Below are 26123 nucleotides of genomic sequence, written 5' to 3'. Positions count from 1 at the left end.
CTAGGCAAGGGTTTTCCGGCGCTCTCCACCGGATGCGGCTTTCGTCGCGAAACCCGACCCGACATTAAACCTTCGACCAATGGCCCCGATTTTCGGGGCCATTTTCTTTGCGCGCTGAATTACTGTTCCGCGATGCCCACTGAGTCCTGTGCGGCAAAAGCGCGCGTTACCGCTGCGACAGCTTGAACCTTGGCATATCAGATACCAAGATGCCGGTCGCGCGCCATAAGCAACGACAAGGGCGCACTGGGAGGATCAATTGGCGGACATGGTTCAGGCAACTGCGGCCCCGGCGGCCGCGCGTGTCAGCGACACATATCGTTGGACGCAACTCGCGATCGGCGTCGCCGCGATGGTGATGATCGCAAACTATCAATACGGGTGGACGTTCTTCGTCCCCGACATCCAGAAGAAGTTTGGATGGGATCGCGCATCGATCCAGTGGGCCTTTACGCTCTTTGTGCTGTTCGAGACCTGGCTGGTGCCGGTCGAGGGCTGGTTCGTCGATAAATACGGTCCGCGCATCGTCGTCCTGGTCGGCGGCATCCTCTGCGCGATCGGATGGGCGATCAACGCGCAGGCGACCACGCTGAACGGCTACTATCTCGGCATGATCGTCGCCGGCATCGGCGCCGGCGGTGTCTACGGCACCTGCGTCGGCAATGCGCTGAAATGGTTTCCCGACAAGCGCGGACTTGCCGCCGGCATCACCGCCGCCGGCTTCGGCGCGGGCTCGGCGCTCACGGTCGCGCCGATCCAGGCGATGATCAAGGACTCCGGCTTCCAGACCACCTTCCTCTATTTCGGTCTCGGCCAGGGCATCATCATCGTGCTGCTCTCCTTCTTCCTGCTGGCGCCGAAGGCCGGACAGGTGCCGGCGGTCGTGGCCAATGCCAACATCATCCAGACCCGGCGCAACTATCAGCCGACCGAAGTGCTGCGGCAGCCGATTTTCTGGCTGATGTACTTCATGTTCGTGATCGTCGGCGCCGGCGGGTTGATGGTGACGGCGAACCTGAAGCCGATCGCGGTCGACTGGAAGGTCGACAGCGTGCCGGTGACGCTGATGGCGGTGACGATGACGGCCGTGACCTTCGCGGCGACCATCGACCGCGTCCTCAACGGCCTGACGCGTCCGTTCTTCGGCTGGATCTCCGACATGATCGGCCGCGAGAACACGATGTTCATCGCCTTCGGCATGGAAGGTTTCGGCATCTGGATGCTCTACCTCTGGGGACACGATCCGGTGTGGTTCGTGCTGCTCTCGGGCTTCGTGTTCTTTGCCTGGGGCGAGATCTACTCGCTGTTCCCCTCGACCTGCACCGACACGTTCGGCAGCAAGTTCGCCACTACCAATGCGGGGCTGCTCTACACCGCGAAAGGCACCGCGGCGCTGCTGGTGCCGATCGCGAACTACATGCAGCAGTCGTCGGGCAGTTGGGACAGCGTGTTCATCATCGCGGCAGGCGCCAACATCCTCGCCTCGCTGCTCGCGATCGCCCTGCTCAAACCGTGGCGAAAGATCGTGGTCGCGAAATCGGCTATGGCCTGAACAACGACCTCACTCCTGCTGACGAAAGCGCCCGGCCAAAAGCCGGGCGTTTTCATTTCTTCCAGAGCGGTTTTCGAGCGAAATGGACCCCGGTTCCGGCGCTTCGTCTGCCAGATTTGCTGCGACGCAGCAGAAAGATGGGCTTGCTTTCTGGAATATAGTATACCAACTTCCAGCGGCGCTTGCGACGATACGCCACAATAATTGCGACACTCGGTCACAAGACCAGCGCGCTCGGGAGGACTTGATGGTTTCCAGCAATACTGCCGTCACACAAGATCAACCTTCGTCCAGTGGCTTCCGCTGGCTGCAGCTCGTCATGGGCATCGTCTGCATGGCGATGATCGCGAACCTGCAATACGGCTGGACGCTGTTCGTCGACCCGATCGACGGCACGCATCATTGGGGCCGCGCGGCGATCCAGTTCGCCTTCACGATCTTCGTGGTGACCGAGACCTGGCTGGTGCCGGTCGAGGCCTGGTTCGTCGACAAATACGGCCCGCGGATCGTCATCATGTTCGGCGGCGTCATGATCACGCTGTCCTGGGTGCTGAACTCGTACGCTGATTCACTCACCGCGCTCTACGCCGCGGCGGTGATCGGCGGCATCGGCGCCGGCTCGGTGTACGGCACCTGCGTCGGCAATGCGCTGAAATGGTTTCCCGACCGCCGCGGCCTTGCCGCGGGCGCAACGGCCGCAGGGTTCGGCGCCGGCGCGGCGCTGACCGTGGTGCCGATCGCCAACATGATCGCCTCGAGCGGCTATCAGACAGCGTTCTTCGATTTCGGCATCGGTCAAGGCCTGATCGTGTTCCTGCTCGCCTTCTTCATCCAGAAGCCTGCGGTCACGATCCCGCCGAAGAAGAAGCAGCTCAATCTGCCGCAGACCAAGATCGACTTCACGCCGCCGCAGGTGCTGCGCAGCCCGATCTTCTGGGTGATGTATCTGGTGTTCGTGATGGTCGCCTCCGGCGGCCTGATGGCGGCGGCGCAGATCGCGCCGATCGCGCACGATTACAAGATCGCCAACACGCCGGTGACGCTCGCCGGCTTCCAGATGGCGGCACTGACCTTTGCGATCTCACTCGACCGCATCTTCGACGGCTTCGGACGGCCGTTCTTCGGCTGGGTCTCCGACAATATCGGCCGCGAGCACACCATGTTCATCGCGTTCGGTACCGGCGCGCTGATGCTGCTGACGCTCTCCACCTGGGGCCACAACCCGCTGGTGTTCGTGCTGGCAACCGCGGTCTATTTCGGCGTGTTCGGCGAGATCTACTCGCTGTTCCCGGCGACCTGCGGCGACACCTTCGGCTCGAAGTTCGCGACCACCAACAACGGCATGCTGTACACGGCAAAGGGCACCGCCGCGCTGCTGGTGCCGGCCGCCAGCATCGTCGCCGCCAGCTATGGTTGGCAGGCGGTGTTCGTGATCGCGGTCGCGCTCAATGCCACCGCGGCGCTGATGGCGCTGTTCGTGATCAAGCCGATGCGCCGCGCCTTCATCAACGGCAACGAGGCTGCCGCCGCAACCGAAACCGCAACGAGCGCCAAGACCGCTTGATCGAGACCGCCTGACGAGACGGCCTGACGAGACGGCCTGATTTCGAGACTTCCTCCCGAACTGACAGAGGCGCACCTCGGTGCGCCTCTTTCTTTAGGCGCGGCCAGGCATGCCAGATACCAATCGACTTGGGTCGGTAGAAGGTCCGGTCGCTGCACCGGCTCAAAATCGTCCGAAATGTCAGCGACCCTGCCTATTTCAGTGAATTCCCGGTGATAGATTTCTGCCGTGGCCACGTTGACATTTGGTATTTTGTATACCAGAATCCTGTCAACGATAACCCAAGGAGGTTGCCATGCAAGTCGGAGATATCCTGTGCAAGAAAACCCCTCGCGTCGCCACGGTTCGCATGAACGAGACGGTCGCGATCGCCGCGCAATTGATGCGCGCCAGCAATATCAGCGCGCTGGTGGTCAAGGATGTCGTTCGCACCGAAGGCAACACCGCCGTCGGCATGTTCACCGAGCGCGACGTGGTGCGCGCGGTCGCCGAGCACGGCGCAGCCGGCGCCAGCATGAAGGTGTCGCAGTTCGTCTCGGTGCAGCAGCTGGTGTCGTGCACCTCGAGCGACACGCTCGAGCACATCCGTCATCTCATGACCAAGCACCACATCCGCCACGTGCCGGTGATCGACAATTACAGCCTGATCGGCGTCGTCAGCATGCGCGACATCGCAGCCGCGTTCGACGAGGAAACCGCCGCGTCGATGAAACAGTCTGTGCCGGCGTAACGCGCATCTCCGTTGTCGTCGCTCTCAACAGAGGGTTTTCGAGCGAAGTGGATACCGGTTCGCGTGAAGAAAACGCGTCAAAAAAAATCGAGAGCTCGGTTCCGATTCAATCGGAACGGAAATAGCTCGAGGCGCTGCGTGTTCGATCAGCAGCGCCTGGGCAATTGAACAAACACTTCTGCCCCGCTCTCGCCTGACCGCTGCGCGCCCCTTCATTTCCGCATGGGCGCGCCGCCGGCGGCCGGTAGACATTTGCCTGTCAGGACTGCATCCTTCCGCTCGACATCAAAAACAAACCGTGCGCGGCCGTCCGCGTCGCGGAAAATTCCAGCGGAAACCGAGGGCAGAATGATCAAGACACGTTTCACCGAGATGTTCGGCGTCGACCACCCGATCGTGCAGGGCGGCATGCAATGGGTCGGGCGCGCGGAGCTCGTTGCCGCCGTCGCCAATGCCGGCGCGCTCGGCATGATCACCGCGCTGACGCAGCCGACGCCGGACGATCTGCGCAAGGAAATCGCGCGCTGCCGCGAGCTGACCGACAAGCCGTTCGGCGTCAACCTGACCATCCTGCCCGCGATCAAGCCGCCGCCCTACGCCGAGTACCGCCAGGCCATCATCGAGAGCGGCATCAAGATCGTCGAGACCGCCGGCAACAAGCCGCAGGAGCATGTCGACGAGTTCAGGAAGCACGGCGTCAAAGTGCTGCACAAATGCACCAGCGTCCGCCACGCGCTGTCCGCCGAGCGGATGGGCGCCGACGCGATCTCGATCGACGGCTTTGAATGCGCCGGACATCCCGGCGAGGACGACACCCCCGGCCTGATCCTGATTCCGGCCGCCGCCGACAAAGTGAAGATCCCGATGATCGCCTCCGGCGGTTTTGGCGACGCGCGCGGCCTGGTCGCCGCACTGGCGCTCGGCGCCGAAGGCATCAACATGGGCACGCGCTTCATGTGCACCAGGGAGAGCCCGATCCATCAGCTCGTCAAGGAACGCATCGTCGCCAATGACGAGCGCGAGACCGAGCTGATCTTCCGCACCATGCGCAACACCTCGCGCGTCGCCAGGAATGCGATCTCGACCAAGGTCGTGCAGATGGAGAAGGAAGGCGCCAAGTTCGAGGACGTCCGCGAGCTGGTGGCCGGCGCCCGCGGCAAGATGGTCTATTCGACCGGCGATGCCGACGAGGGCATCTGGTCGGCCGGCCAGGTGCAGGGCCTGATCCACGACATCCCGACCTGCGGCGAACTGATCTCGCGCATCGTCCACGAAGCGGAAGCGATCATCCGCGAGCGGCTGGAAGTCATGATGTCCGGCGGCAAGCGCCAGGCTGCGGAGTAGGCATCGAGTAGAATGAGTTGCGGCCCGGCTTGCGTAATCCGTCACCCTGAGGAGGCCGCGCAGCGGCCGTCTCGAAGGGTCGACGGTCACCGGCCGGGCCGTGCATCCTTCGAGACGCCGCTTCGCGGCTCCCCAGGATGACGGAATTAATCTCACGCAAGCCAGGAACAATCCCATGAAAGCCTATGTGTACGGCGCCAACGGCCCCGAGATATCAGACGTCGCAAAACCCGTGCCGAAGGGCACCCAGGTGCTGGTGAAAGTCCACGCCTGCGGGCTGAATCGCGCCGACCTCGGCATGACCAAGGGCCACGTCCATGGCGCGGCCGGCGGCGTCGGCACCGTGCTCGGCATGGAATGGGCCGGCGAGGTCGCCGAGCTCGGCCCCGATGCCAAGGGCGTCAAGGTCGGCGACAAGATCATGGGCTCCGGCGGCGCGGCGTTCGCCGAGTACACGCTCGCCGATCACGGCAGGCTGTTCCGCAGCCCCTCGAACATGAATTTCGACGAGGCCGCCACCCTGCCCGTGGCGCTCGCCACCATGCACAACGCGGTCATTACCAACGGCGCGCTGCAGGCGGGCCAGACCGTGCTGATCCAGGGCGCGAGCTCCGGCGTCGGCCTGATGGCGATGCAAATTGCAAAACTGAAGGGTGCCAAGCTCGTGGTCGGGTCCTCGACCGATCCGATGCGCCGCGGCCGGCTGACGGAATTCGGCGCCGATCTCGCGGTGGACTCGAAGGATCCCGGCTGGGTCGATCAGGTGCTGCAGGCGACCTCCGGCGAAGGCGTCGACCTGATCGTCGATCAGATCTCGGGACCCGTCGCGAACCAGAATCTCAAGGCGACCAAGGTCAAGGGGCGCATCGTCAATGTCGGCCGGCTCGGCGGCACCCATGGCGACTTCAACTTCGACCTGCACGCGGCGCGCCGCATCCAGTATATCGGCGTCACCTTCCGCACCCGCTCGATCGAGGAGATCCGCGAGATCTTCGACGAGGTGCGCAAGGACATCTGGCCCGCGGTGGAGTCGCGAAAACTGCAGCTGCCGATCGACCAGGTCTACAAATTCGCCGACATCGGCAAGGCGTTCGCGCACATGGAAGCGAACAACCACCTCGGCAAGATCGTGGTGACGCTGTAGCGGCTTCGCAGGGATGGGTAGAGCGAAGCGAAACCCATCGACCGGGCCGCGCGGTGAAAGGATGGGTTTCGCTTCGCCCCACCCATCCTACGGTGCTACGGCGCGGCGAGTGCTAACCGCTCTTCGCGGCACGATGGAAAGCTTTGACCTTCGCCAGGTCCTTTGAGTGGACGCTTTCGCGATCGGTCTTCGTCTTTGAGTCAACACCCGCAGGTTGGACCAACCGGATGGCTTCTTTGACATTGTCTGGTCCGAGGCCGCCAGCGAGTATGACCGGAGTACGAACAGTCTCGACAATCGTTCGACTGATGCTCCAGTCATGCGTCACGCCCTGTGCACCGATTTGGGTATCACCTATGCGATGACTATCAAGCAGTATCCAATCAACAATTCCATCATATGCGCGCGCAACGTCTACCGCCAAAGGCCCCGTCACAGGGACGCTGCGCATGAATTTGATTTTTGGCAGAGACTTTCGCAGCGCTACGACATGATCAGGCGTGATCAATTCGATGGAAGCGCCAAGATGCACGATCGGCGGATTAAGCTCCCTGACCATCCGTTCGATGAGAGCGACATCCGACGAGAGGAACAGCGCTGAAAGCACGGACGGCGGCTGGATCGCTTTCATGACAGCCGCTGCTTTGTGAACCGGAAGCTCGCGAGGGAAGGCACCATCGCCGACAAGCACGCCGACATGATCCACACCGATCGCGGAAATCGCCTCGGCTTCGGACGGTGTCGCAACTTCATAGACTTGCGTCAGCATTGTTCTGCACTCTCCCTGAGTCCAGCTCTTTCGCGTACGATGTTCAGCCGACCGGTCCGGGGATCCAATAGTCCCCCGCGAGCGGGCTAACCCTTACGCCATTAATGACTCCGAGCTGCAGGCTTGGATCGAAATAGCGCATCGTCCGCTCATTGAGGTCAATGATGCGGCCAGGCGTTAGTGGCCCCACATCATTTATCTTGACGATGACCTTCTTGCCTGCAGCCTCAACGAGGGCATACTTCGGCCTCGCGCCAAATTGGACCCCACCAAACTTCCGACGCAAACTTGTCTTGATGGCAGCCGCCCACACCGAGCGATCATAACGCTCGCCGGAGGCTGTGCTCGGACCGCCCTCCTCCTTGCCGGGCATGAACGGATTGTACGTGGATGCTGCGCCAACGATCGCATCCCCACAAGCGGCACTGACGACGGCGCTTGAATGAACCGCACCGATTTCACTTCGAGCAGCGGTGCCAGAAATGGCAAGCGCAACTACGGCGCCGCAAACTGCGGCGCTCGAGCCGAACAGCATCATAACTCCTTGACTGATTTTTCGATCGTTCGGTTCCCGATTCCGCAAAACAGGGTCAAGCGAACGCGGAGGCGTTAACTCGTGCCAATTCTTTGCGGATTCGTGCCAATTCCGGCGACGGAACCATTGTGGGAACCGGGCGCGGTCCCACACAGTGTTTTTAATTCTCGCCCGTCTAAGACAGAGATTGCGTCAGCAACATGACCTGAACAGAACCTCTTCGACGACGCGTGAATAGCATATCGGCGTCACCTTCCGCGCCCGCTCGATCGAGCAGATCCGCGAGATCTTCGACAAGGTACGCGAGGACATTTGGCCCACGGATGCGGCGCGCAAGCTGCGGCTGGTGATCGACCAGGTCTACAAACTCGCAGACATCGGCAAGGCGTTCGACCACATGGAAGCCGACAATCACCGCGGCAAGATCGTGGCATCGCTGCAGCTTGTCCGCCACCGCACAGAAACGTTTGAAAACAAAGCCCTGACGCGACGTTTCGTCAGGCATCTGCTAACTTGGAGCGTCGCCCGGATGGCATCGCCATCCGATTTGGGAGGTAAACAGCCATGAGAGCCTCGTTCCGCTTGAACCAGATCGTCTCGGACAAAGCCGTCTTCAACAAGGTCGCCGCGACCACATCGATTGCAATTCTTCTGTGCGGCCCCGGCGGCGTGGCACCTTCAAACGCCGCAACGCCTGCGGGCGATCGCTCCACATCGCTCCCCAACATCACGGTCGACGCGCCGAGGCAAGTCACTTCTCCACATAGACCGAGCAAACGCGCAGCCGTCCACCGTGCCCCCTCCGCTCGGTCGTCGACGATCTCGACGAGTTGCATCGATGGTTGCGCATCCAGCTTCAGGTCGGGCGACCGGCCCTGGGTCGGCTGCTCCGTTTCCGGTCAATACGCCTACTCGACGACATGCAGAAACCCGGCCAACTTCAAGAACTACAACCAATGCCTCGAGGCCGGCCTGAACTTAGGCTGGCGCAGCGTCGAAGCTTCCTGGTATTGCCACAGCCTCGCTGCATCAAACAGCTATAGCGAAAACAAGACTCGCCAGTGAACTCGGACTGCTCCTCGCGCGGCCATCATCTCGACGGTGGTGGATCGTGAGTGGTGATCGCATTCGAGCGCAAAGCACCGGGTCCAAACTCGACCCCAGCGCGTAAGATGGGTAGAGCGCAGCGAAACCCATCCTCTCACGGCGCGGTCACTTGCAGAGCGCGGGGGAAACGCGCCGCGAGAACGAGGATTGATGTCCGAATGACGCCAATGAACCTGCGCAACGGGCCTGCTGGATTCGGAATAGTTCGCAACAACTCCGCGATCCAGTTTGCTGTTGCAAGTGAGTAGCGATTGCGCGTGACTGACGACACTTGATGTTCACAGTCGGCCTGCTACACCGCCGCCCATGAGCTCTTCAAACACCAGCGCACCCTCCACCAAGACCTCCGTCGCCGCGATCTCGATCCTCGCCAGCGGCACCATGGCCGTTGCAAAATTCGTCGTCGGCATCGCCATCGGATCGCTGGCGCTGATCTCCGAGGCGCTGCATTCGACGATCGACCTGGTCGCCACCATCATCACCTGGGCGGTGGTGCGGGTATCGGATCAGCCGGCCGACGCCGAGCATCATTACGGCCACGGCAAGTTCGAGAGCGTCTCGGCGCTCTTCATCATCGCCCTGCTCTACGTGCTGGCCGGCGGCATCCTGGTCCAGGCCTACAGCCATCTGCGCGAGGGCGCGCCGCCGCCGTCGATCTCGGCCGTTCCCTTCATCGTCCTGGTCATCGATATCGGCGCCAATCTGTGGCGCGCCCGCGCGCTGCACCGCGCCGCGCGCGACACCAAGAGCCAGGCGCTGGCCGCCGACGCGCTGCATTTCGCCTCCGACGTGATGGGCTCGACCGCCGTCATTGTCGGCCTGGTGCTGGCAGGCTTCGGCTTCTGGTGGGGCGACGCCGCGGCCGCGATTGCGGTCGCCGTGATGATCGCCCTGTTGGGCCTGCGCATGGCGCGGGAGACGGTCGAGACCCTGCTCGACCGCGCGCCCGAAGGCGCGCTGGAAAAGGCGACGACCGCCATCAAGGCGGTGCCTGGCGTCGTCGACGTCGACCGCCTGCGGGTCCGCATGGTCGGCGCCACCCATTTCATCGACGCCATCGCCAAGGTGCCGCGCACCTATCCGATCGACCGCGTCGAGGACATCAAGCGCAGGGCGCAGCAGGCGATGACCAAGACGTTCGGCGACGCCGACCTCACCTTCACCGCAGTGCCGGTGGCGCGCGACAACGAGAGCGTGCGCGAGCGCATCATGGTGATCGCGCGCAATTCCGGCCTCGCCATCCACCATGTCACCGTGCACAGTATCGGCGGCAGGCTGATCGTCGGCATCGACCTCGAGGTCGACAGCGACATGGCGCTGGTCGCCGCGCACGACATCGCCCACGAGCTCGAGCGCGCGATCCGCGAGGATTTTGGCGAGGACGTCGAGGTCGACACCCATATCGAGCCGCTCGAGCCGGAACTGCCGTGGGGAACCGACGCCGCACCCGACCGCGTCGAAGCCATCAAGGCCGCGTTGACCGGCTTTGCCTCCGGTGGCGCGATCCATGACATCCACAATGTGCGGGTCCGCAACACCGACGCCGGCGAGATCGTCAATTTTCATTGCCGCGCCGCGCCCTCGATGAGTGTGATCAAGGTGCACGAAAGCGTCGACGCAATCGAACGCAAACTGCGCCGCGCGTTCCCCACCGTGAAGCGTGTGATCAGTCACGCAGAACCAACGCGCGCGTAATTCTACGGAGCCGTTCCTGTTTCGGACTCACTTTGCGCGCACTGATTCTGATTTGGACAAGAATTATTTCGCATTAACGAATCGTTGACTCTCGACAGCCTGCGAAATCTGGATTCAAATCATCATGATTCGGATGCCTCGTGGGGAGCATCCGAACCGGGTAAAAAATCAGCTTAGAGCGGGGGTCTAAGGCATGGCGCGCGCGCATGCAGCGAATGCGTGCGTCCAATCCGATTCGATCAAGGGATTGGCGCAATCGATCGCAAAACCGGCCTATCACAGGCTCCTGACGGCCGAGCCTGCACTGCGCCGCGCTGTGCCCACTCTCATCATCGCCTTCCTCATCACGATCTGCCTCGGCGCCTTTGTCCAGGTGATCGACCAGACCCGGCAGAAGCGCGGCGCGATGAAGCGCGACCTCGCTGCGCTGTCCGACATCCTCGCCGAACGTCTCGATCGCCTGACCTCGGTCCGTCGCGAGCGGCTCGTCAACATCGAGCGGATGCAGGAGCTGCTGCCGGACCTGATTCCGTCCTGGGGCATCGCTTACGGCCGCCATGTCATCATCACCGGCGCCGATCACCGCGTGCTGGCGCGGGTGCCGATCGATAGCGCGGGCGAGAACGACCGCATCCTCGACATCGTCTCCACCGCGCAGCTGATGATCGCGCCGGGCCAGCAGGGGACGGTGAACGACATGACGTTGCCGGGCGGCACCGGCGCGCTGGCGATCTCGCAGCTTGTCAAGTCGCTGCCCGGCCAGGTCGTCGTCATCCAGGAGATGAACGAGCCGATCTGGGGATCGGACGCAGCGCTCTCGATAACGTTGTCGGCGACCACGAGCTTCGTGGTGCTGATCCTCGGCTTCGCCTTCCACTGGCAATCGACCCGCGCCCGCGAGGGCGATCTGATCAACGACGCCGTGCGCGGCCGGATCGACACCGCGCTCAATCGCGGCCGCTGCGGATTGTGGGACTGGGACCTGTCGCGCGGCAGGATCTTCTGGTCGCAGTCGATGTTCACCCTGCTCGGGCTCGACAGCCGCAACGACCTCCTCACCTTCGGCGAGGTCAACACGCTGGTGAATTCCGACGACATCAACCTGTTCGAGATCGCCGACCAGCTGATCGCCGGCAAGATCGATCACATCGACCAGAGCTTCCGCATGCGGCATGTCGGCGGCCACTGGATCTGGCTGCGCGTGCGCTGCGAGCTCAGCTACGCTGCGGCCGGCGGCGGCCTGCATCTGATCGGCATCGCCATCGACGTCACCGAGCAGAAGAGCCTCGCGGAAAAGTCGGTCGAAGCCGACCTCCGGCTGCGCGACGCGATCGAGACCATTCCGGAGGCCTTCGTGCTCTGGGACGCCGAGGACCGCCTCGTGCTCTGCAACTCGCACTTCCAGCGGCTGCACAAGTTGCCGGACTCGGCCGTCAGCCCCGGCACCTCCTACGAGACCGTGATCGAGGTCGGCAGCATGCCCGAGGTGCGTACCCGCCTGCACGAGAGCGGCGTGCCGGCGCCCGGCGCGCGCACCTTCGAAGCGCAGCTCGACGACGGCAGCTGGCTGCACATCAGCGAACGCCGCACCAAGGACGGCGGCTACGTCTCGGTCGGCACCGACATCACCCGCATCAAGGCGCACGAGCAGAAGCTGGTCGACAACGATCTGCGCCTGCGCGCCACCGTGATCGACCTGCAGCGCTCGCAATCCGAGCTGGAGCGGCAGGCGGTCGAGCTCGCCGACCTTGCCGAGAAATATTCGCAGGAAAAGACCCGCGCCGAGGACGCCAACGCCGCGAAGTCGAAATTCCTCGCCAATATGAGCCACGAGTTGCGCACGCCGCTCAACGCCATCATCGGCTTCTCCGAGATCATGGGCAGCGGACTGTTCGGCACGCTCGGCTCGGACAAGTACCAGGAATACTGCCACGACATCCTGACATCGGGGAAATACCTGCTCGAGGTCATCAACGACATCCTCGACATGTCGAGGATCGAAGCCGGCCGCATGAAGTTCGACATGGAGCCGCTCGACCTCTCCGGCATCCTCGCGGAATCCCTGCGGGTGGTCTCCGGTCGCGCCGAGCACAAGGGATTGTCGCTGGAATCGGAGATCGAAAGTACGATCTCGGTTGTCGCCGACCGCCGCGCCGTCAAGCAGATCATCGTCAACCTGCTCTCCAACGCGGTGAAGTTCACGCCGGACCACGGCCGCGTGCTGGTGCGCGGCCAGATGCTGGACGACTCGATCGTGCTGCTGATCGCCGACAGCGGCATCGGCATCGCGCCGGAATCGCTGCGCCGGCTCGGCAAGCCGTTCGAGCAGGTCGAGAGCCAGCTCACCAAGAGCTACCAGGGCTCGGGCCTCGGGCTTGCGATCGCGCGCTCGCTCACCAATCTGCATGGCGGCTCGATGCGGCTGCGCTCCAGGCTCGGCGTCGGCACCGTCGTCCGCATCACGCTGCCGCGCGATCCGCGCACCCTGCAGAGCAAGCTGCCGGAGGCGGCGTAAGGCAAATCCCGGCGGCGTGGGCGGCTGCAGCGCAAACGATGCCGCCAATGCATGACGGAGCTTCGCGGATCGCGATTGTTGGCGCGGTCGAAAGCTGCTATTCAGCTACCCTCTCGCGCGACTGGCGACCTTGGATGGAGCACCATCGGGAAGCGCGGAGCAACCTGCCGTTCGCCTGGGCAATCGGGACATCCCGATCAATCGCTTCCTGCAGGAGCTGCCCATGCGCACGTCGATCACGATCACCGGCCTCACAACATATGGCTATCACGGCCTGTTCGAGGAGGAACGGTCGCTCGGCCAGAGATTCACGTTCGATATTTCGGCAACGCTGCGCGAGGTACGGACCCATCGCAGCGATGATCTGGATTGCTCCGTCAGATATGACGCCGTGGTGGACGAAGCCGTGCGCATCGCGTCCTCGCGCAAATTCCAGACCCTTGAAGCGCTCGGCGAGACCATCGCGGCCGGCCTGCTGCGGCGCTTCGCGCTGATGGAAACCGCGACGGTCGCCGTGGCGAAATCGAGCCCGCCAATTGCCCACACCATCGAGCGCGTCGGCATCCAGATCAGCCTCGGCCGGGTCGATCTGGAAATCGAACCTGACAACACGCGCATGGTCACCGCCTGATGACGGACCTCCCGGCCTGCGGGAGCGAGGTTCGACGGCCGCGCGACGCTACGACGGCTCCAGCGTCGGCGCGACCTCACGCGCAACCTGCACCAGGGCCGCGATCAGCGGCGTCATCGGATCGCGCTGCGGGATCACCATGCCGATGCTGTAGTCCACGACCGGATCGACGATCGGAATGCTGCGCACGGCATCGGCAAGACCGAGCGTCTCGGCGAGCTTGGCCGGCATCACGCTGGCCCAGCGGCCGGTCTTCACATGGGTGTACAGCACCAGCAGCGAATTCGAGGTCAGCGTCGGCGTCGCCTCCGCGCCGACCGAGGTCAGCGCACGGTCGATGATGCGGCGGTTCTGCATGTCGGGCGTCAGCAGGCAGAGCGGCACGGTGCCGACTTCCTTCCACGTCACCTGTTTGCGGTCGCCGAACATCGCGTCGGGCGCCGTCAGCAGCCGGTAGCTCTCGTTGTAGAGCGGGATGGTGCGGACCTTGCCGATCGGCTCGTTCTCGATATAGGTCAGCCCGGCGTCGACCTCGAGATTTTCCAAGAGGCCGAGCACGTCGGCCGACGTGCAGGACTGGATGCGGAAGCGCACATCGGGATGACGCGCCCGGAACGGCGTGGTGAGCGCGGCCACCATGCCGAGCACGGTCGGGATCGCCGCGATCCGGATCTCGCCCGACAGCTTGTCCTTGAGGCTGTTGATCTCCTGCTTCATCGCCCGCGTATCGCCGACGATGCGCCGGGCCCAGTCGAGCGTCCGCTCCCCTTCCGGCGTGAAGCCCTGGAAGCGGGAGCCGCGCTGCACCAGCATCACGCCGAGGATCTCCTCGAGCTGCTTGAGGCTGGTCGACATGGTCGGCTGAGTGACGCCGCAGGCCTCCGCGGCCCGGCCAAAATGCCGCTCCTTGGCCAGCGCCAACAGAAGTTCCAGCTTGTCGATCAAGGATCAAACCCCATCGGAAAAACGGTGTCCCAACACTGTCACACGTACCACGACCGCGGCGCGATCCCCAATCCCAATACGCGACGGAAGTGCGTGATTCCAGACCATTATTGCGATCCTAAATGGTCCGATTGCGCAACGCTATTAATCGCGTTTCGCAATCGCCGCATGAGACAGCTTTATTGATGTTTCGAAGGATTCCAATGCAGATGTGCAAAGCAAAAAACTGGATCGTGAGATGCGCGAATGACGGTGCGATACGAACCCTGGGACGCGGCGCGCGGCGCTGACATCATCGCCGAACATGCCGGGCTTGAAGGCGCCACGCTGGTGATCCTGCATGCGCTGCAGGAGGCGTTCGGCTACGTGCCGGAGCCGGCGATCCCGATGGTCGCCGAGGCGCTCAACCTGTCCCGCGCCGAGGTGCACGGCGTGTTCACCTTCTACCACGACTTCCGCAAGCAACCGGCCGGACGCCACGTCCTCAAGCTGTGCCGCGCCGAGGCCTGCCAGGCTGCCGGCGGCGATGCGTTGGCGGCGCGTGCGGAGGCCAAGCTCGGCGTTTCGCTGGGACATACCACGGCCGATGAACGCGTGACGCTGGAGCCGATCTACTGCCTCGGGCTGTGCGCCACCGCGCCGTCGGCGATGCTGGATGGCCGCGTGGTCGGCCGGCTCGATGAGGCACGAATCGACGCGCTGGTCGCGGAGGCACAGCGATGACGATGCGGATCTACATCCCCCGCGATGCAGCGGCCGTCGCCGTCGGCGCCGACGATGTCGCGCTCGCCTTCGAGCAGGCTGCCACCGCGCGTGGCGCCGCGGTCGAGATCGTCAGGACCGGCTCGCGCGGGCTGTGCTGGCTGGAGCCGATGGTCGAGCTTGCGACCGCCCAGGGCCGCGTCGCGTTCGGCCCCGTGACCACGTCTGACGTCCCTGCCCTGCTCGATGCGATGGCCGGCAACGGCCAGCATGCCCTGCGGCTCGGTGTCACAGACGAGATCCCCTGGCTGAAGCGCCAGACCCGCCTGACCTTCGTGCGCTGCGGCGTGGTCGATCCGCGCTCGGTCGACGACTACCGCGCCCATGGCGGCTACAAGGGCCTGGAGCGGGCGCTGACGCTGACCTCCGACCAGATCCTGGCCGACGTCACCACCTCAGGCTTGCGCGGCCGCGGCGGCGCCGGCTTCCCCACCGGCATCAAATGGAAGACGGTGGCGCAGGCCAGCGCCGACCGCAAATACATCGTCTGCAACGCCGACGAAGGCGACAGCGGCACCTTCGCCGACCGCATGATCATGGAAGGCGACCCCTTCGTCGTGATCGAGGGCATGACGATCGCGGGCATAACGGTCGGCGCCACCAAGGGCTACATCTACATCCGCTCGGAATATCCGCATGCGGTCGCGGCGATGAACGCGGCGATCGCAGCCGCCCGGCGCGCCGGCTTGCTCGGCAAGCGAATCGGCGGCTCGGCGCATGAGTTCGATCTCGAGGTGCGGGTCGGCGCAGGCGCCTATGTCTGTGGCGAGGAGACCTCGCTCCTGGAAAGCCTCGAGGGCCGCCGCGGCATCGTGCGGGCGAAGCCGCCGCTGCCCGCGCACAAGGGCCTGTTCGGCCGCCCGAGCGTGATCAACAACGTGCTGTCGTTCGCGGCGATCCCCTTCATCCTCGACAACGGCGCCAAGGCTTACGCCGATTTCGGCATGGGCCGCTCGCGCGGCACGATGCCGATCCAGCTCGCCGGCAACATCAGATATGGCGGGCTGTTCGAGACCGCGTTCGGCGTCACGCTCGGCGAGCTCGTCGACGAGATCGGCGGCGGCACATTCACCGGACGCGAGGTGCGCGCGGTGCAGGTCGGCGGTCCGCTCGGCGCCTACTTCCCCCGCGCGCTGTTCGACACGCCGTTCGACTATGAGGCATTTGCGGCGCGCGACGGCCTGATCGGCCATGGCGGCATCGTGGTGTTCGACGACAGTGTCGACATGGCGAAGCAGGCGCGCTTCGCCATGGAATTTTGCGCGGTCGAATCCTGCGGCAAGTGCACGCCGTGCCGGATCGGCTCGACGCGCGGCGTCGAGACCATCAACAAGATCATCAACGGCGACCGCGTCGCAGAGAACCTCGCGGTGGTCGAAGACCTCTGCAACACCATGAAATTCGGCTCGCTCTGCGCACTCGGCGGCTTCACGCCCTACCCCGTGCTGAGCGCATTGAAACACTTCCGGGAAAATTTTGGCGGAGATTTAGGTCCCGCACCGGCCCGGCTGCAGGCCGCGGAATAGCAAGGAGATCACGATGTCGCTGATCCAGGAAACCGATTTCGGTACGCCAAAATCCAAATCCGAGACGATGGTCACGCTGACCATCGACGGCAATCAGGTCACGGTGCCTGAGGGCACCTCGATCATGCGCGCGGCGATGGAAGCCGGCACCCAGATTCCAAAGCTCTGCGCGACCGACATGGTGGACGCGTTCGGCTCCTGCCGGCTCTGCCTGATCGAGATCGAAGGACGCGCCGGCACGCCGGCCTCCTGCACCACGCCCGCGATGAACGGCCTCGTCGTGCACACCCAGACCGAGCGGCTGAAGAAGCTGCGCAAGGGCGTGATGGAGCTCTACATCTCCGACCATCCGCTGGACTGCCTGACCTGCGCCGCGAACGGCGACTGCGAATTGCAGGACATGGCGGGCGCGGTCGGCCTGCGCGACGTGCGCTACGGCTATGAGGGTGAGAACCACGTCTTCGCCAAGTCGCACGGCTGCGAAAACGACAACTGGATGCCGAAGGACGAATCCAATCCGTACTTCACCTACGATCCCTCCAAGTGCATCGTCTGCTCGCGCTGCGTCCGCGCCTGCGAAGAGGTGCAGGGCACCTTCGCGCTGACGATCTCCGGCCGCGGCTTCGACAGCCGCGTCTCGCCCGGCATGAGCGAGAGCTTCCTCGGCTCCGAATGCGTGTCCTGCGGCGCCTGCGTGCAGGCCTGCCCGACCGCGACGCTGACCGAGAAGTCGGTGATCGAGATCGGCCAGCCCGAACACTCGGTGGTCACCACCTGCGCCTATTGCGGCGTCGGCTGCGCTTTCAAGGCCGAGATGCGCGGCGAGGAAGTGGTGCGCATGGTGCCGTGGAAGGACGGCAAGGCCAACCGTGGCCATTCCTGCGTCAAGGGCCGCTTCGCCTGGGGCTACACCACCCATAAGGAGCGCATCCTGAAGCCGATGATCCGCGAACGGATCGAGGATCCCTGGCAGGAAGTGTCGTGGGACGAGGCGTTCAACTTCGCCGCCGCGAAGTTCAAGGGCATCCAGCAGAAATACGGCCGCGACTCGGTCGGCGGCATCACCTCGTCACGCTGCACCAATGAAGAGACCTATCTGGTGCAGAAGCTGATCCGCGGCGGCTTCGGCAACAACAATGTCGACACCTGCGCCCGCGTCTGCCATTCGCCGACCGGCTACGGCCTGTCGCAAACCTTCGGCACCTCGGCCGGCACGCAGGATTTCGACTCGGTGGAGGACACCGACGTCGTGATGATCATCGGCGCCAACCCGGCCTCCGCCCACCCGGTGTTCGCCTCGCGGCTGAAGAAGCGGCTGCGCCAGGGCGCCAAGCTGATCGTGCTCGATCCGCGCCGCACCGAGATGGTGGAATCGCCGCACGTGAAGGCGCTGCATCTGCCGCTGATGCCCGGCACCAACGTCGCGGTGGTCACGGCGCTCGCCCACGTCATCGTCACCGAAGGGCTCGTCAACGAGAGCTTCGTGCGCGAGCGCTGCGACTGGAGCGAGTTCGAGGAATGGGCGGCCTTCGTTGCCCAGGAGAAATACAGCCCCGAAGCGACCGCGATCATGACCGGCGTCGATCCCAAGGATCTGCGCGAGGCGGCGCGGATCTACGCCACCGGCGGCAACGGCGCAATCTATTACGGGCTCGGCGTCACCGAGCACAGCCAGGGCTCGACCACGGTGATCGCGATCGCCAACCTCGCGATGGTCACCGGCAATATCGGCCGGCCCGGCGTCGGCGTGAACCCGCTGCGCGGCCAGAATAACGTGCAGGGCTCCTGCGACATGGGCTCGTTCCCGCACGAGCTGCCGGGCTATCGCCACATCTCGGGCGATGCCGTGCGCGAGCAGTTCGAGGCGATGTGGAACGTCAAGCTCAACAAGGAGCCGGGCCTGCGCATCCCCAACATGTTCGACGCGGCGATCGAAGGCAGCTTCATGGGCCTCTATGTGCAGGGGGAGGACATCCTGCAATCGGATCCGAACACCAAGCATGTGGTGGCGGCGCTGTCGGCGATGGAATGCGTGATCGTCCATGATCTGTTCCTGAACGAGACCGCGAACTACGCCCACGTCTTCCTGCCCGGCTCAACCTTCCTGGAAAAGGACGGTACCTTCACCAATGCCGAGCGCCGCATCCAGCGGGTCCGCAAGGTGGTGACGCCGCGCAACGGCTATGCCGACTGGGAAGTGACGATCCTGCTCGCCAAGGCGATGGGTTTCGAGATGCACTACAACCATCCGTCGGAGATCATGGACGAGATCGCGGCGCTGACGCCGACCTTCACCGGCGTCTCCTACGCCAAGCTCGACGAGCTCGGCTCGGTGCAGTGGCCCTGCAACGAGAAGGCGCCTGAGGGCACGCCGATCATGCATATCGGCGGCTTCGTGCGCGGCAAGGGCAAGTTCATCGTCACCGAATATGTCGCGACCGACGAACGCACCGGCCCCCGCTACCCGCTGCTGCTGACCACCGGCCGCATCCTCAGCCAGTACAATGTCGGCGCGCAGACCCGGCGCACCGAGAACGTGGTCTGGCACGCCGAGGACCGCCTCGAGATCCATCCGCACGATGCCGAGCTGCGCGGCGTGCGCGACGGCGACTGGGTGCGGCTGGCGAGCCGCGCCGGCGAAACGACGCTGCGCGCCGAGATCACCGACCGCGTGGCGCCGGGCGTGGTCTACACCACGTTCCACCACCCGGACACCCAGGCCAACGTCATCACGACCGACTTCTCCGACTGGGCAACCAACTGTCCGGAGTACAAGGTCACTGCCGTGCAGATCTCGCCGTCGAACGGTCCGTCCGACTGGCAGAAGGCCTATGACGAACAGGCACGCCACTCCCGCCGCATCGCGCCGGTGGTGGAAGCCGCGGAGTAGCGATGCGCGAGCCCGTCTACCAGGCGAACCGGAAGGTCTGGCGCAACGGCGTCTTCAGCGACGGCGCGCGCCTGATCCCGGAGGAGACGCCGCTCGCGCTGACCTATAATGGCGGCACCTACGCCGTGATGATGGGCTCGCCCGAGGACCTCGGCGACTTCGCTGTCGGCTTCAGCCTCAGCGAAGGCATCGTGCAATCGGCCGACGAGATCGAGACGCTCGACATCGTCGAGCTCGATGAGGGCATCGAGCTCCGGATGTGGCTCAGGCCTGACAAGGCCGCGCAGATCGCCCAGCGCCGCAGAAATATCGCGGGCCCAACCGGCTGTGGCCTCTGCGGCATCGATTCCATCGCCGAGGCCGTTCGGCCGGCGGCAGTCGTCCCCGCAGGCCGTGTCTTCTCGCCGCGCGAGATCATGACCGCGGTGGCGGCGGTCGCGCCGCTGCAGGAGATCAATCACCAGACCCGCGCCGTACACGCCGCCGCGTTCTGGACCGCGGCGCGCGGCATCGTCGGGCTGCGCGAGGATGTCGGCCGTCACAATGCGCTCGACAAGCTCGCAGGTGCGCTGGCCCGCGACAAGGTCGTCGCCGGCGATGGCATGGTGCTGCTGACCAGCCGTGTCTCGGTCGAAATGGTGCAGAAGACCGCTGCAATCGGTGCGCCGCTGATCGCAGCGGTATCGGCCCCGACCGCGCTTGCGGTGCGGATGGCGGACGCCGCCGGCATCACGCTCGCCGCGATCGCGCGTGCGGATGGATTTGAAATCTTTACGCATCCGGAACGCGTCACTGGCGCGGTGGCCGGCAAGGAGTCCGCTTATGTCGTCGTCGCCTGAAAAACTGATCTACATGGCGAACCAGATCGGGAAGTTCTTCCACAGCCAGGGCCACGACCGCGCCGTACAGGGCATCTCCGAGCACATCTGGAAGTTCTGGGACCCGCGGATGCGCAAGCAGATCTTCGCCCATCTCGACGCCGGCGGCGCCGGCCTCGAGCCTGACGTGCTCGACGCGCTGCAGAAGCTGAAGCAGCAGGCGTAGCGGTATTGGAAGCGGCTTAGCTCCCTCACCGTCACCCTGAGGAGGCCGCAACGCGGCCGTCTCGAAGGGTCGACGGCCCGACTGTGGCCGTGCATCCTTCGAGACGCCGCTACGCGGCTCCTCAGGATGACGGGTCGAGAGTTAGCCGCCACCCACCATCGCGTTGAAGACGCGGCGCACCTCGCTTTGGGTCTCGCGCAGGCGCGCTTCCAGCGCGGAGAAATCCGGCGCGTCGCCGGCCCGCGCCATCACGCGCCGCAGGTCCTCGCCCGCGGTCTCCGGATTGAACTTGCCGGTGACGCAAAGTCGCAGGATCTGCGTCAGATCGTGATAGAGCCGCGCCGCCGAGCGCAATATCTCGGCCTCGGACTGGCCGAGCAGGCCGAGCCTGGCGGCATGCTCGAGCACCTGCAGCGTCGAGACGCTGAGGATTTCCGGCTTCACCGAGGCATGCGCGAGCTGGAGATATTGCGCGATGAAATCGATGTCGACGAGCCCGCCGGCGGCGAGCTTGAGATCCCAGACATCGTCCTCGCCCTTCTCCAGCGCGATCGCCCGCCGCATGTCGGCGACGTCGGCCGCAGTCGATGCCGCATCGCGCGGCCGGGTCAGCACGCGGCGAATGATCGCCTCGATCTGCTCGCGGAATGCAGGCGACGACGAGATCACGCGTGCGCGCGTCAGCGCCATGTGCTCCCAGGTCCAGGCCTCGCGCTCCTGGTAGTCGGCGAAGGCATCGATCCGCGAGGCGACCGGGCCGGCGCGGCCGGACGGGCGCAGCCGCATGTCGACCTCGTAGAGCACGCCGTAATTGGTGCGGGTCGTGAAGGCGCTGATCAGGCGCTGGGTGAAGCGGGCAAAATACTGCGCGCCGTGCAGCGAGCGCTCGCCGTCGGAATCCGGCGCCTCGCTGTCGAAATCGTAGAGCAGGATCAAGTCGAGGTCGGAGGACGCCGTCATCTCGCGGCTGCCGAGCCGGCCCATCGCGATGATCGCGGTTTCCTGCCGCTTGATCCGGCCATATTGCGCGGCGAACTGGTCGGTGACGAGGCCGTGCACGGTGTGCACGATGCCCTCGGCGACGTCGGCGAAAGCCGTGCTGGCGTGCTGCGCAGACACCGTGCCTGACAGGATCCGCGTGCCGATCAGGAACAGGCTCTCCTGGCCGAACAGGCGGAGGCGGTCGAGGAAATCCTCGTAGGACGACGCATCCTGCAGCGTGGCGGCAAGCCGCTCCGACAACTCCTTCTTGTCCGGCATCGCGCCGAAGAAGCGCGGATCGACCAGGCCGTCCATGATCTGCGGCTGCCGCGCCAGCATGTCGCCGAGCCGCGGCGCAGCACCAAGGATCAGCGCCACCAGCGCAACGAAGTCGCGGTTCTGGCTGAGCAGCGAGATCAGCCGCCCGCCCCGCTGCAGCGCGCCGAGGAAGCGGTCGAACGCCGCCACGGCATCGTCCGGCTCCTCGGCATCGGCGAGACCGTTGATCAGGTCCGGAATGAACTCGAGGAACGCCGCGCGCGTCGCCTCCACGCGCAACGCGCGATAGTCGCCGGCGATCCACTGCTGCACGGTGCCGGCGACCGCGATGGGCTTCTTGAACCCGAGATGGGCCAGATGTTCGATCAGGCGGGCGTCTTCGGGGCCAGCACCGTAGTCGATATCCGGCAGCTTCGCTGTGCCGGTCGGATCGTCACCCTCGAACAGCTTGCCGTAGTGGTTCTGCACGATCTTGAGCTGGCCGAGCAGGTCCTTGGCAAAAGCCTCGCGATTCTCGTAACCGAAGAAATGCGCGAAGCGCTCGACGGCTTCCGGCTCCTCGGGCAGCGAGTGGGTCTGCTCGTCGGCGATCATCTGCAGCCGGTGCTCGACCCGGCGCAGGAATTCGTAGGCCGTCGTCAGCTCGTCGCGCGCCTCGAAGGTGATCCAGTTGCTGTCGGCGAGCACATTGAGCGCCTCCAGAGTCGGCCGCACCCGCAGATCCGGATGGCGGCCGCCGGCGATCAGCTGCTGAGTCTGGGCGAAGAACTCGATCTCGCGGATGCCGCCGCGGCCGACCTTGACGTTGTGGCCCTCGACCGAGATCTCGCTCTGGCCGCGATAGGTCTGCATCTGCCGCTTCATGTCGTGGACGTCGGTCAGCGCGGCAAAATCCAGATGCTTGCGCCAGACGAAGGGCGCCAGCTCGGCGATCAACGCATCGCCGGCCTTGGGGTCGCCGGCGCAGGGCCGCGCCTTGATCATCGCGGCGCGCTCCCAGGTGCGTCCCTCGCGCTCGTAATAATGCAGCGCTGCGTCGGTCGAGATCGCGACCTGGGTCGAAGCCGGGTCCGGGCGCAGCCGGAGATCGACCCGGAAGACGTAGCCCTCGCCCGAGCGCTGCTGCAGCATCCGCGCCATCGCCTGGGTGACGCGCACATAGAACGGCTGCGGCTCGATATCCTCGGCAAGCGAGGTGGCGGCCGCGCGATCGAAGAACACGATCAGGTCGATATCGCTGGAATAATTCAGTTCGCCCGCGCCCATCTTGCCCATCGCGAGCACGATCAGGCCTGAACCTACTTCAGGATGCTCGGGATCGACGGCGGTCATCCGGCCGCGGGCGATTTCCTGCCGGAACAAATATCGCAGCGCCGACTGCACTGAAGTCACCGCGATGTCGGTCAGCGCCGCGGTCACCCGCATCACCGGCCAGACGCCGCCGATGTCGCACAGCGCGATCATCAGCGCGGCCTCCGCCTTCATACGGCGAAGCAGATGCATCACGTCGGCCTCGCTGCCGGCGGCGAGCACCTCGCGCGAATTGGTCTCGATCAGGTCGGCAAGATGCGACTCCGGGTTGCATGACAGGATCCGGATCAGCCGCGCGGCGTCAGTGCGCGCGAGCTCGAACAGATATGGCGAGAACTCGGCGATGCCGCGCAGGATGTCCCGCGCGAACGGATGCTCCAGCAGCGCCGCGAGCGCGGCCGATTGCGCCGGCTCGAGCTCGGCGAACCAGTCGGTCAGACGCTGATCGGCGGATACGGAAACGGCGACATGTGGTCCGGCCGCGAACCGCGCGGCCAGACGATGTCGATCCGCGTTTCCCGGCGCGGCGGCATTCATGCCGCCTTCTGTGGCACATCCTGCGTTTGAGCCGCAAGCCTGTCACTGCCGCCCGCCCGCGCCGGCAGCACCAGGGTCGCCACCAGCCCCGGATGGGCGTCACCGAGCCGCAGCTCGCCGCCGTGGAGCGTGGCAACCGCCGAGGCCAGGCTGAGGCCGAGCCCGGAACCAGGCAGGGTGCGGCTCGCCTCAAGCCGGACGAAGCGCTCCACCGCATGCTTGCGGTCGCCCTCGGGGATGCCCGGACCGTGGTCGGTGACGCTGAGCAGGACCTGATCGCCCGCGCGCCGCGCCTCGATCAGGATCTCCCGCGCATCCGCCTTCAGCGGCTCAACACCCGCGTCCGGCTTGCCATATTTGATGGCGTTCTCGACCAGATTGGCCACCGCCTGGCTGATCAATTCGCGGTTGCCGTGAATTGGCGCCGGCATGGTCTTGACCTGCAGCGTCATGCCGTCGTCCTCGGCCAGCGGCTCGTACAATTCGTGGATGCCGTTGGCGACGTCGGCGCCGTCGAAATCGTCCATGTTGCCGCGCGCCTGGCCGGACTCGGCACGCGCGATCATCAACAGGGCGTTGAAGGTACGGATCAGCCCGTCGGACTCCTCGATGGTCCGTTCCAGCGCCGCGCGATAGTCGGCCTCGCTCCCCGACCGCGCCAGCGCCTCCTCGGCGCGGTTGCGCAGCCGTGTCAGCGGCGTCTTGAGGTCGTGGGCGATGTTGTCGGAGACCTCCTTCAGCCCCGTCATCAGCGCCTCGATGCGCTCGAGCATGGCGTTGAGATTTTCCGCGAGGCGGTCGAGCTCGTCGCCGCTGCGGCCGACCGGCAGCCGGCCGGACAGATCGCCCGCCATGATGCGTTTGGTGGTGCCGGTCATGGCGTCGATCCGGCGCAGCACGCGGCGGGCGACGAAGATGCCGCCGCCGATACCGAGCACGACAACGACGAGGATCGACCATTGCGCGGCCTTGGCGACGATGCCGAACATCCGCCGCCGCTCCTCGAGGTCGCGCCCGACCAGGAGGCGAAAGCCGTTGTCCATCTCGGTGACCCGCACCAGCGCGCGGTGATCGGTGTTGTCCTGGTCGTCGAACCGGCGATAGGCGGTCTCGCTCCAGCCCTGGAGGCTCATTACGCCCGGCGCCAGCGAGCCGACATTGCCGGCCAGCGCCTGCCCGTTCGGCGCCGTCAAGAGATAGAGATTGGCGCCCGGCCGCAGCGCGCGGTTGCCCATGGTGGTCAGCAGGCCGTGCAGGCCGCGACGGTTATAGATGGCAGTGATCTCGCCGATCTCGACGTTGACGGTCGTCGTGATCTGCTCGGTGATCAGCCGCCGCGTGTTCCAGGCGAAATACGCCAGCAGCGAGGCGGCAAACAGCGCGAACAGGAACAAATAGACCAGCGTCAGCCGAAACGCCGTGGTCCGGATCAGTTTGCCGAAGGCGGTCACGATCTACCTGATGCCGTCACGGATCATATACCCCGCGCCGCGGATCGTGTGCAGCAGCGGCCGCTCAAAGCCCTTGTCGATCTTGGAGCGCAGCCGCGAAATGTGCACGTCGATGACGTTGGTCTGCGGATCGAAATGATAATCCCAGACGTTCTCAAGCAGCATCGTGCGCGTCACCACCTGCCCTGCGTGCTTCATCAGATATTCGAGCAGGCGGAATTCGCGCGGCTGCAAGGTCAGCTCATCCTTGCCGCGGGCGACGCGATGCGACAGCCGATCGAGCTCGAGATCGCCGACCTTATAGGTGGTCTCCTCGGCCGGCCCGACATTGCGCCGCGACAGCACCTCGACGCGCGCCAGCAGCTCGGCGAAGGAATAGGGCTTTGGCAGATAGTCGTCGCCGCCGGCGCGCAGGCCCTTGATGCGGTCATCGACCTGGCCGAGCGCCGAGAGGATCAGGACCGGGGTCCGGTTACCCTTGTCGCGCAGAATGCCGATCAGCGAGAGGCCGTCCCGCTTCGGCAGCATGCGGTCCACAACCAGCACGTCGTAATCACCGGTGTCGGCCATCGACAGCCCTTCCTCGCCGTCGGCGGCGAGATCGGCGATATAGCCGACTTCGCGGAATGCCTTGACCAGATAGTCGGCTGACTCGCGGTCGTCTTCGATGATCAGGATGCGCATTTGCGGAGCGGTTGCAGTCACGGGAATTGGCCCTCTGTCAGCATGGCGCGGCCGGCCTGCACATGCAAGACGACCGCGCATAATCTCGAATTGTTAGAGAAAAGTGGGCGGTGAAGCTGGGGGACCT

The 26123-nt window shown here is 64.8% G+C and carries 21 protein-coding genes and 1 riboswitch; of the genes, 15 read left to right on the top strand and 6 right to left on the bottom strand.

Going from position 1 to position 26123, the window contains the following annotated elements; all coding sequences use genetic code 11:
- The first annotated feature begins 259 nt into the window (after positions 1-259).
- The 5 genes from oxlT (HAP48_RS31885) (at position 260) to HAP48_RS31865 (ending at position 6334) form a co-directional block, all read left to right on the top strand.
- Positions 260-1552, top strand: coding sequence for an oxalate/formate MFS antiporter (gene oxlT / locus HAP48_RS31885; RefSeq protein WP_175612245.1), 1293 nt, complete (start codon positions 260-262; stop codon positions 1550-1552).
- 247 nt (positions 1553-1799) lie between these two features.
- Positions 1800-3116: an oxalate/formate MFS antiporter gene (gene oxlT / locus HAP48_RS31880; RefSeq protein ID WP_166203855.1), complete on the top strand. Its 1317-nt coding sequence runs from the start codon at positions 1800-1802 to the stop codon at positions 3114-3116.
- Between the two features lie 295 nt (positions 3117-3411).
- Complete coding sequence (locus tag HAP48_RS31875) at positions 3412-3846, top strand: CBS domain-containing protein (protein ID WP_166203854.1); 435 nt, start codon at positions 3412-3414, stop codon at positions 3844-3846.
- Between the two features lie 348 nt (positions 3847-4194).
- Positions 4195-5190, top strand: coding sequence for an NAD(P)H-dependent flavin oxidoreductase (locus HAP48_RS31870; RefSeq protein WP_166203853.1), 996 nt, complete (start codon positions 4195-4197; stop codon positions 5188-5190).
- Positions 5191-5365: 175 nt separating this feature from the next.
- Complete coding sequence (locus HAP48_RS31865; protein WP_166203852.1) at positions 5366-6334, top strand: zinc-binding dehydrogenase; 969 nt, start codon at positions 5366-5368, stop codon at positions 6332-6334.
- A gap of 112 nt (positions 6335-6446) precedes the next feature.
- Here the strand turns inward: HAP48_RS31865 and HAP48_RS31860 are convergent, their stop codons facing one another.
- On the bottom strand, positions 6447-7103 hold the full coding sequence (locus tag HAP48_RS31860) for a phosphoribosylanthranilate isomerase (protein WP_166203851.1): 657 nt from the start codon (positions 7101-7103) through the stop codon (positions 6447-6449).
- Between the two features lie 43 nt (positions 7104-7146).
- The gene (locus HAP48_RS31855) at positions 7147-7641 is read right to left on the bottom strand and encodes a septal ring lytic transglycosylase RlpA family protein (RefSeq protein WP_175612244.1); all 495 of its coding nucleotides are present in this window, start codon (positions 7639-7641) and stop codon (positions 7147-7149) included.
- Positions 7642-7984: 343 nt separating this feature from the next.
- Between HAP48_RS31855 and HAP48_RS50970 the strand changes: the two genes are divergently transcribed.
- From HAP48_RS50970 to folB, 5 genes are all read left to right on the top strand, one after another.
- Positions 7985-8206, top strand: coding sequence for a hypothetical protein (locus HAP48_RS50970; RefSeq protein ID WP_338833588.1), 222 nt, complete (start codon positions 7985-7987; stop codon positions 8204-8206).
- A gap of 14 nt (positions 8207-8220) precedes the next feature.
- Positions 8221-8703 carry a hypothetical protein gene (locus HAP48_RS31845; protein WP_210292702.1) on the top strand — a complete coding sequence of 161 codons (483 nt, stop codon included), beginning with the start codon at positions 8221-8223 and terminating at the stop codon, positions 8701-8703.
- 348 nt (positions 8704-9051) lie between these two features.
- Positions 9052-10440 carry a cation-efflux pump gene (locus tag HAP48_RS31840; RefSeq protein ID WP_166203849.1) on the top strand — a complete coding sequence of 463 codons (1389 nt, stop codon included), beginning with the start codon at positions 9052-9054 and terminating at the stop codon, positions 10438-10440.
- Between the two features lie 193 nt (positions 10441-10633).
- Positions 10634-12955 (top strand): PAS domain-containing sensor histidine kinase, encoded by a 2322-nt coding sequence (locus HAP48_RS31835; protein WP_166203848.1) that lies wholly within the window; start codon positions 10634-10636, stop codon positions 12953-12955.
- Positions 12956-13062: 107 nt separating this feature from the next.
- Positions 13063-13143: riboswitch (ZMP/ZTP riboswitch) on the top strand.
- 35 nt (positions 13144-13178) lie between these two features.
- The gene (gene folB / locus HAP48_RS31830; RefSeq protein ID WP_166203847.1) at positions 13179-13586 is read left to right on the top strand and encodes a dihydroneopterin aldolase; all 408 of its coding nucleotides are present in this window, start codon (positions 13179-13181) and stop codon (positions 13584-13586) included.
- A gap of 48 nt (positions 13587-13634) precedes the next feature.
- Here folB and HAP48_RS31825 read toward each other — a convergent pair whose 3' ends face one another.
- Positions 13635-14531, bottom strand: a complete 897-nt coding sequence (locus HAP48_RS31825) for a LysR family transcriptional regulator (protein ID WP_166203846.1) — start codon at positions 14529-14531, stop codon at positions 13635-13637.
- Positions 14532-14777: 246 nt separating this feature from the next.
- Here HAP48_RS31825 and HAP48_RS31820 point away from each other — a divergent pair, with 246 nt between their 5' ends.
- Genes HAP48_RS31820 through HAP48_RS31800 form a run of 5 tightly spaced genes read left to right on the top strand, consistent with a single transcriptional unit; the run spans position 14778 to position 20753 of the window.
- Positions 14778-15254 (top strand): formate dehydrogenase subunit gamma, encoded by a 477-nt coding sequence (locus HAP48_RS31820; protein ID WP_166203845.1) that lies wholly within the window; start codon positions 14778-14780, stop codon positions 15252-15254.
- On the top strand, positions 15251-16819 hold the full coding sequence (locus tag HAP48_RS31815) for a formate dehydrogenase beta subunit (protein WP_166203844.1): 1569 nt from the start codon (positions 15251-15253) through the stop codon (positions 16817-16819). The genes HAP48_RS31820 and HAP48_RS31815 overlap by 4 nt, the downstream gene beginning before the upstream one ends.
- 13 nt (positions 16820-16832) lie before the next feature.
- A complete protein-coding gene (fdhF, locus tag HAP48_RS31810; protein ID WP_166203843.1) occupies positions 16833-19709 on the top strand; it encodes a formate dehydrogenase subunit alpha in 2877 nt (958 codons plus the stop codon).
- 2 nt (positions 19710-19711) lie between these two features.
- A complete protein-coding gene (gene fdhD, locus HAP48_RS31805; protein WP_166203842.1) occupies positions 19712-20548 on the top strand; it encodes a formate dehydrogenase accessory sulfurtransferase FdhD in 837 nt (278 codons plus the stop codon).
- Positions 20532-20753 (top strand): formate dehydrogenase subunit delta, encoded by a 222-nt coding sequence (locus HAP48_RS31800; RefSeq protein WP_166203841.1) that lies wholly within the window; start codon positions 20532-20534, stop codon positions 20751-20753. The genes fdhD and HAP48_RS31800 overlap by 17 nt, the downstream gene beginning before the upstream one ends.
- Before the next feature lie 141 nt (positions 20754-20894).
- On the opposite strand, the gene HAP48_RS31795 is transcribed toward HAP48_RS31800, so the two are convergent.
- Genes HAP48_RS31795 through HAP48_RS31785 form a run of 3 tightly spaced genes read right to left on the bottom strand, consistent with a single transcriptional unit; the run spans position 20895 to position 25996 of the window.
- Positions 20895-23861, bottom strand: coding sequence for a bifunctional [glutamine synthetase] adenylyltransferase/[glutamine synthetase]-adenylyl-L-tyrosine phosphorylase (locus HAP48_RS31795; protein WP_166203840.1), 2967 nt, complete (start codon positions 23859-23861; stop codon positions 20895-20897).
- Entirely contained in the window at positions 23858-25312 is a 1455-nt protein-coding gene (locus tag HAP48_RS31790) for a sensor histidine kinase (protein ID WP_166203839.1), read from the bottom strand. The genes HAP48_RS31795 and HAP48_RS31790 overlap by 4 nt, the downstream gene beginning before the upstream one ends.
- Positions 25313-25315: 3 nt before the next feature.
- Positions 25316-25996 (bottom strand): response regulator transcription factor, encoded by a 681-nt coding sequence (locus tag HAP48_RS31785; protein WP_166215344.1) that lies wholly within the window; start codon positions 25994-25996, stop codon positions 25316-25318.
- Positions 25997-26123 lie beyond the last annotated feature (127 nt).

This window comes from Bradyrhizobium septentrionale, from assembly GCF_011516645.4.
Taxonomy (GTDB): domain Bacteria; phylum Pseudomonadota; class Alphaproteobacteria; order Rhizobiales; family Xanthobacteraceae; genus Bradyrhizobium; species Bradyrhizobium septentrionale.
This window is presented reverse-complemented; position numbering and strand designations above follow the sequence as displayed.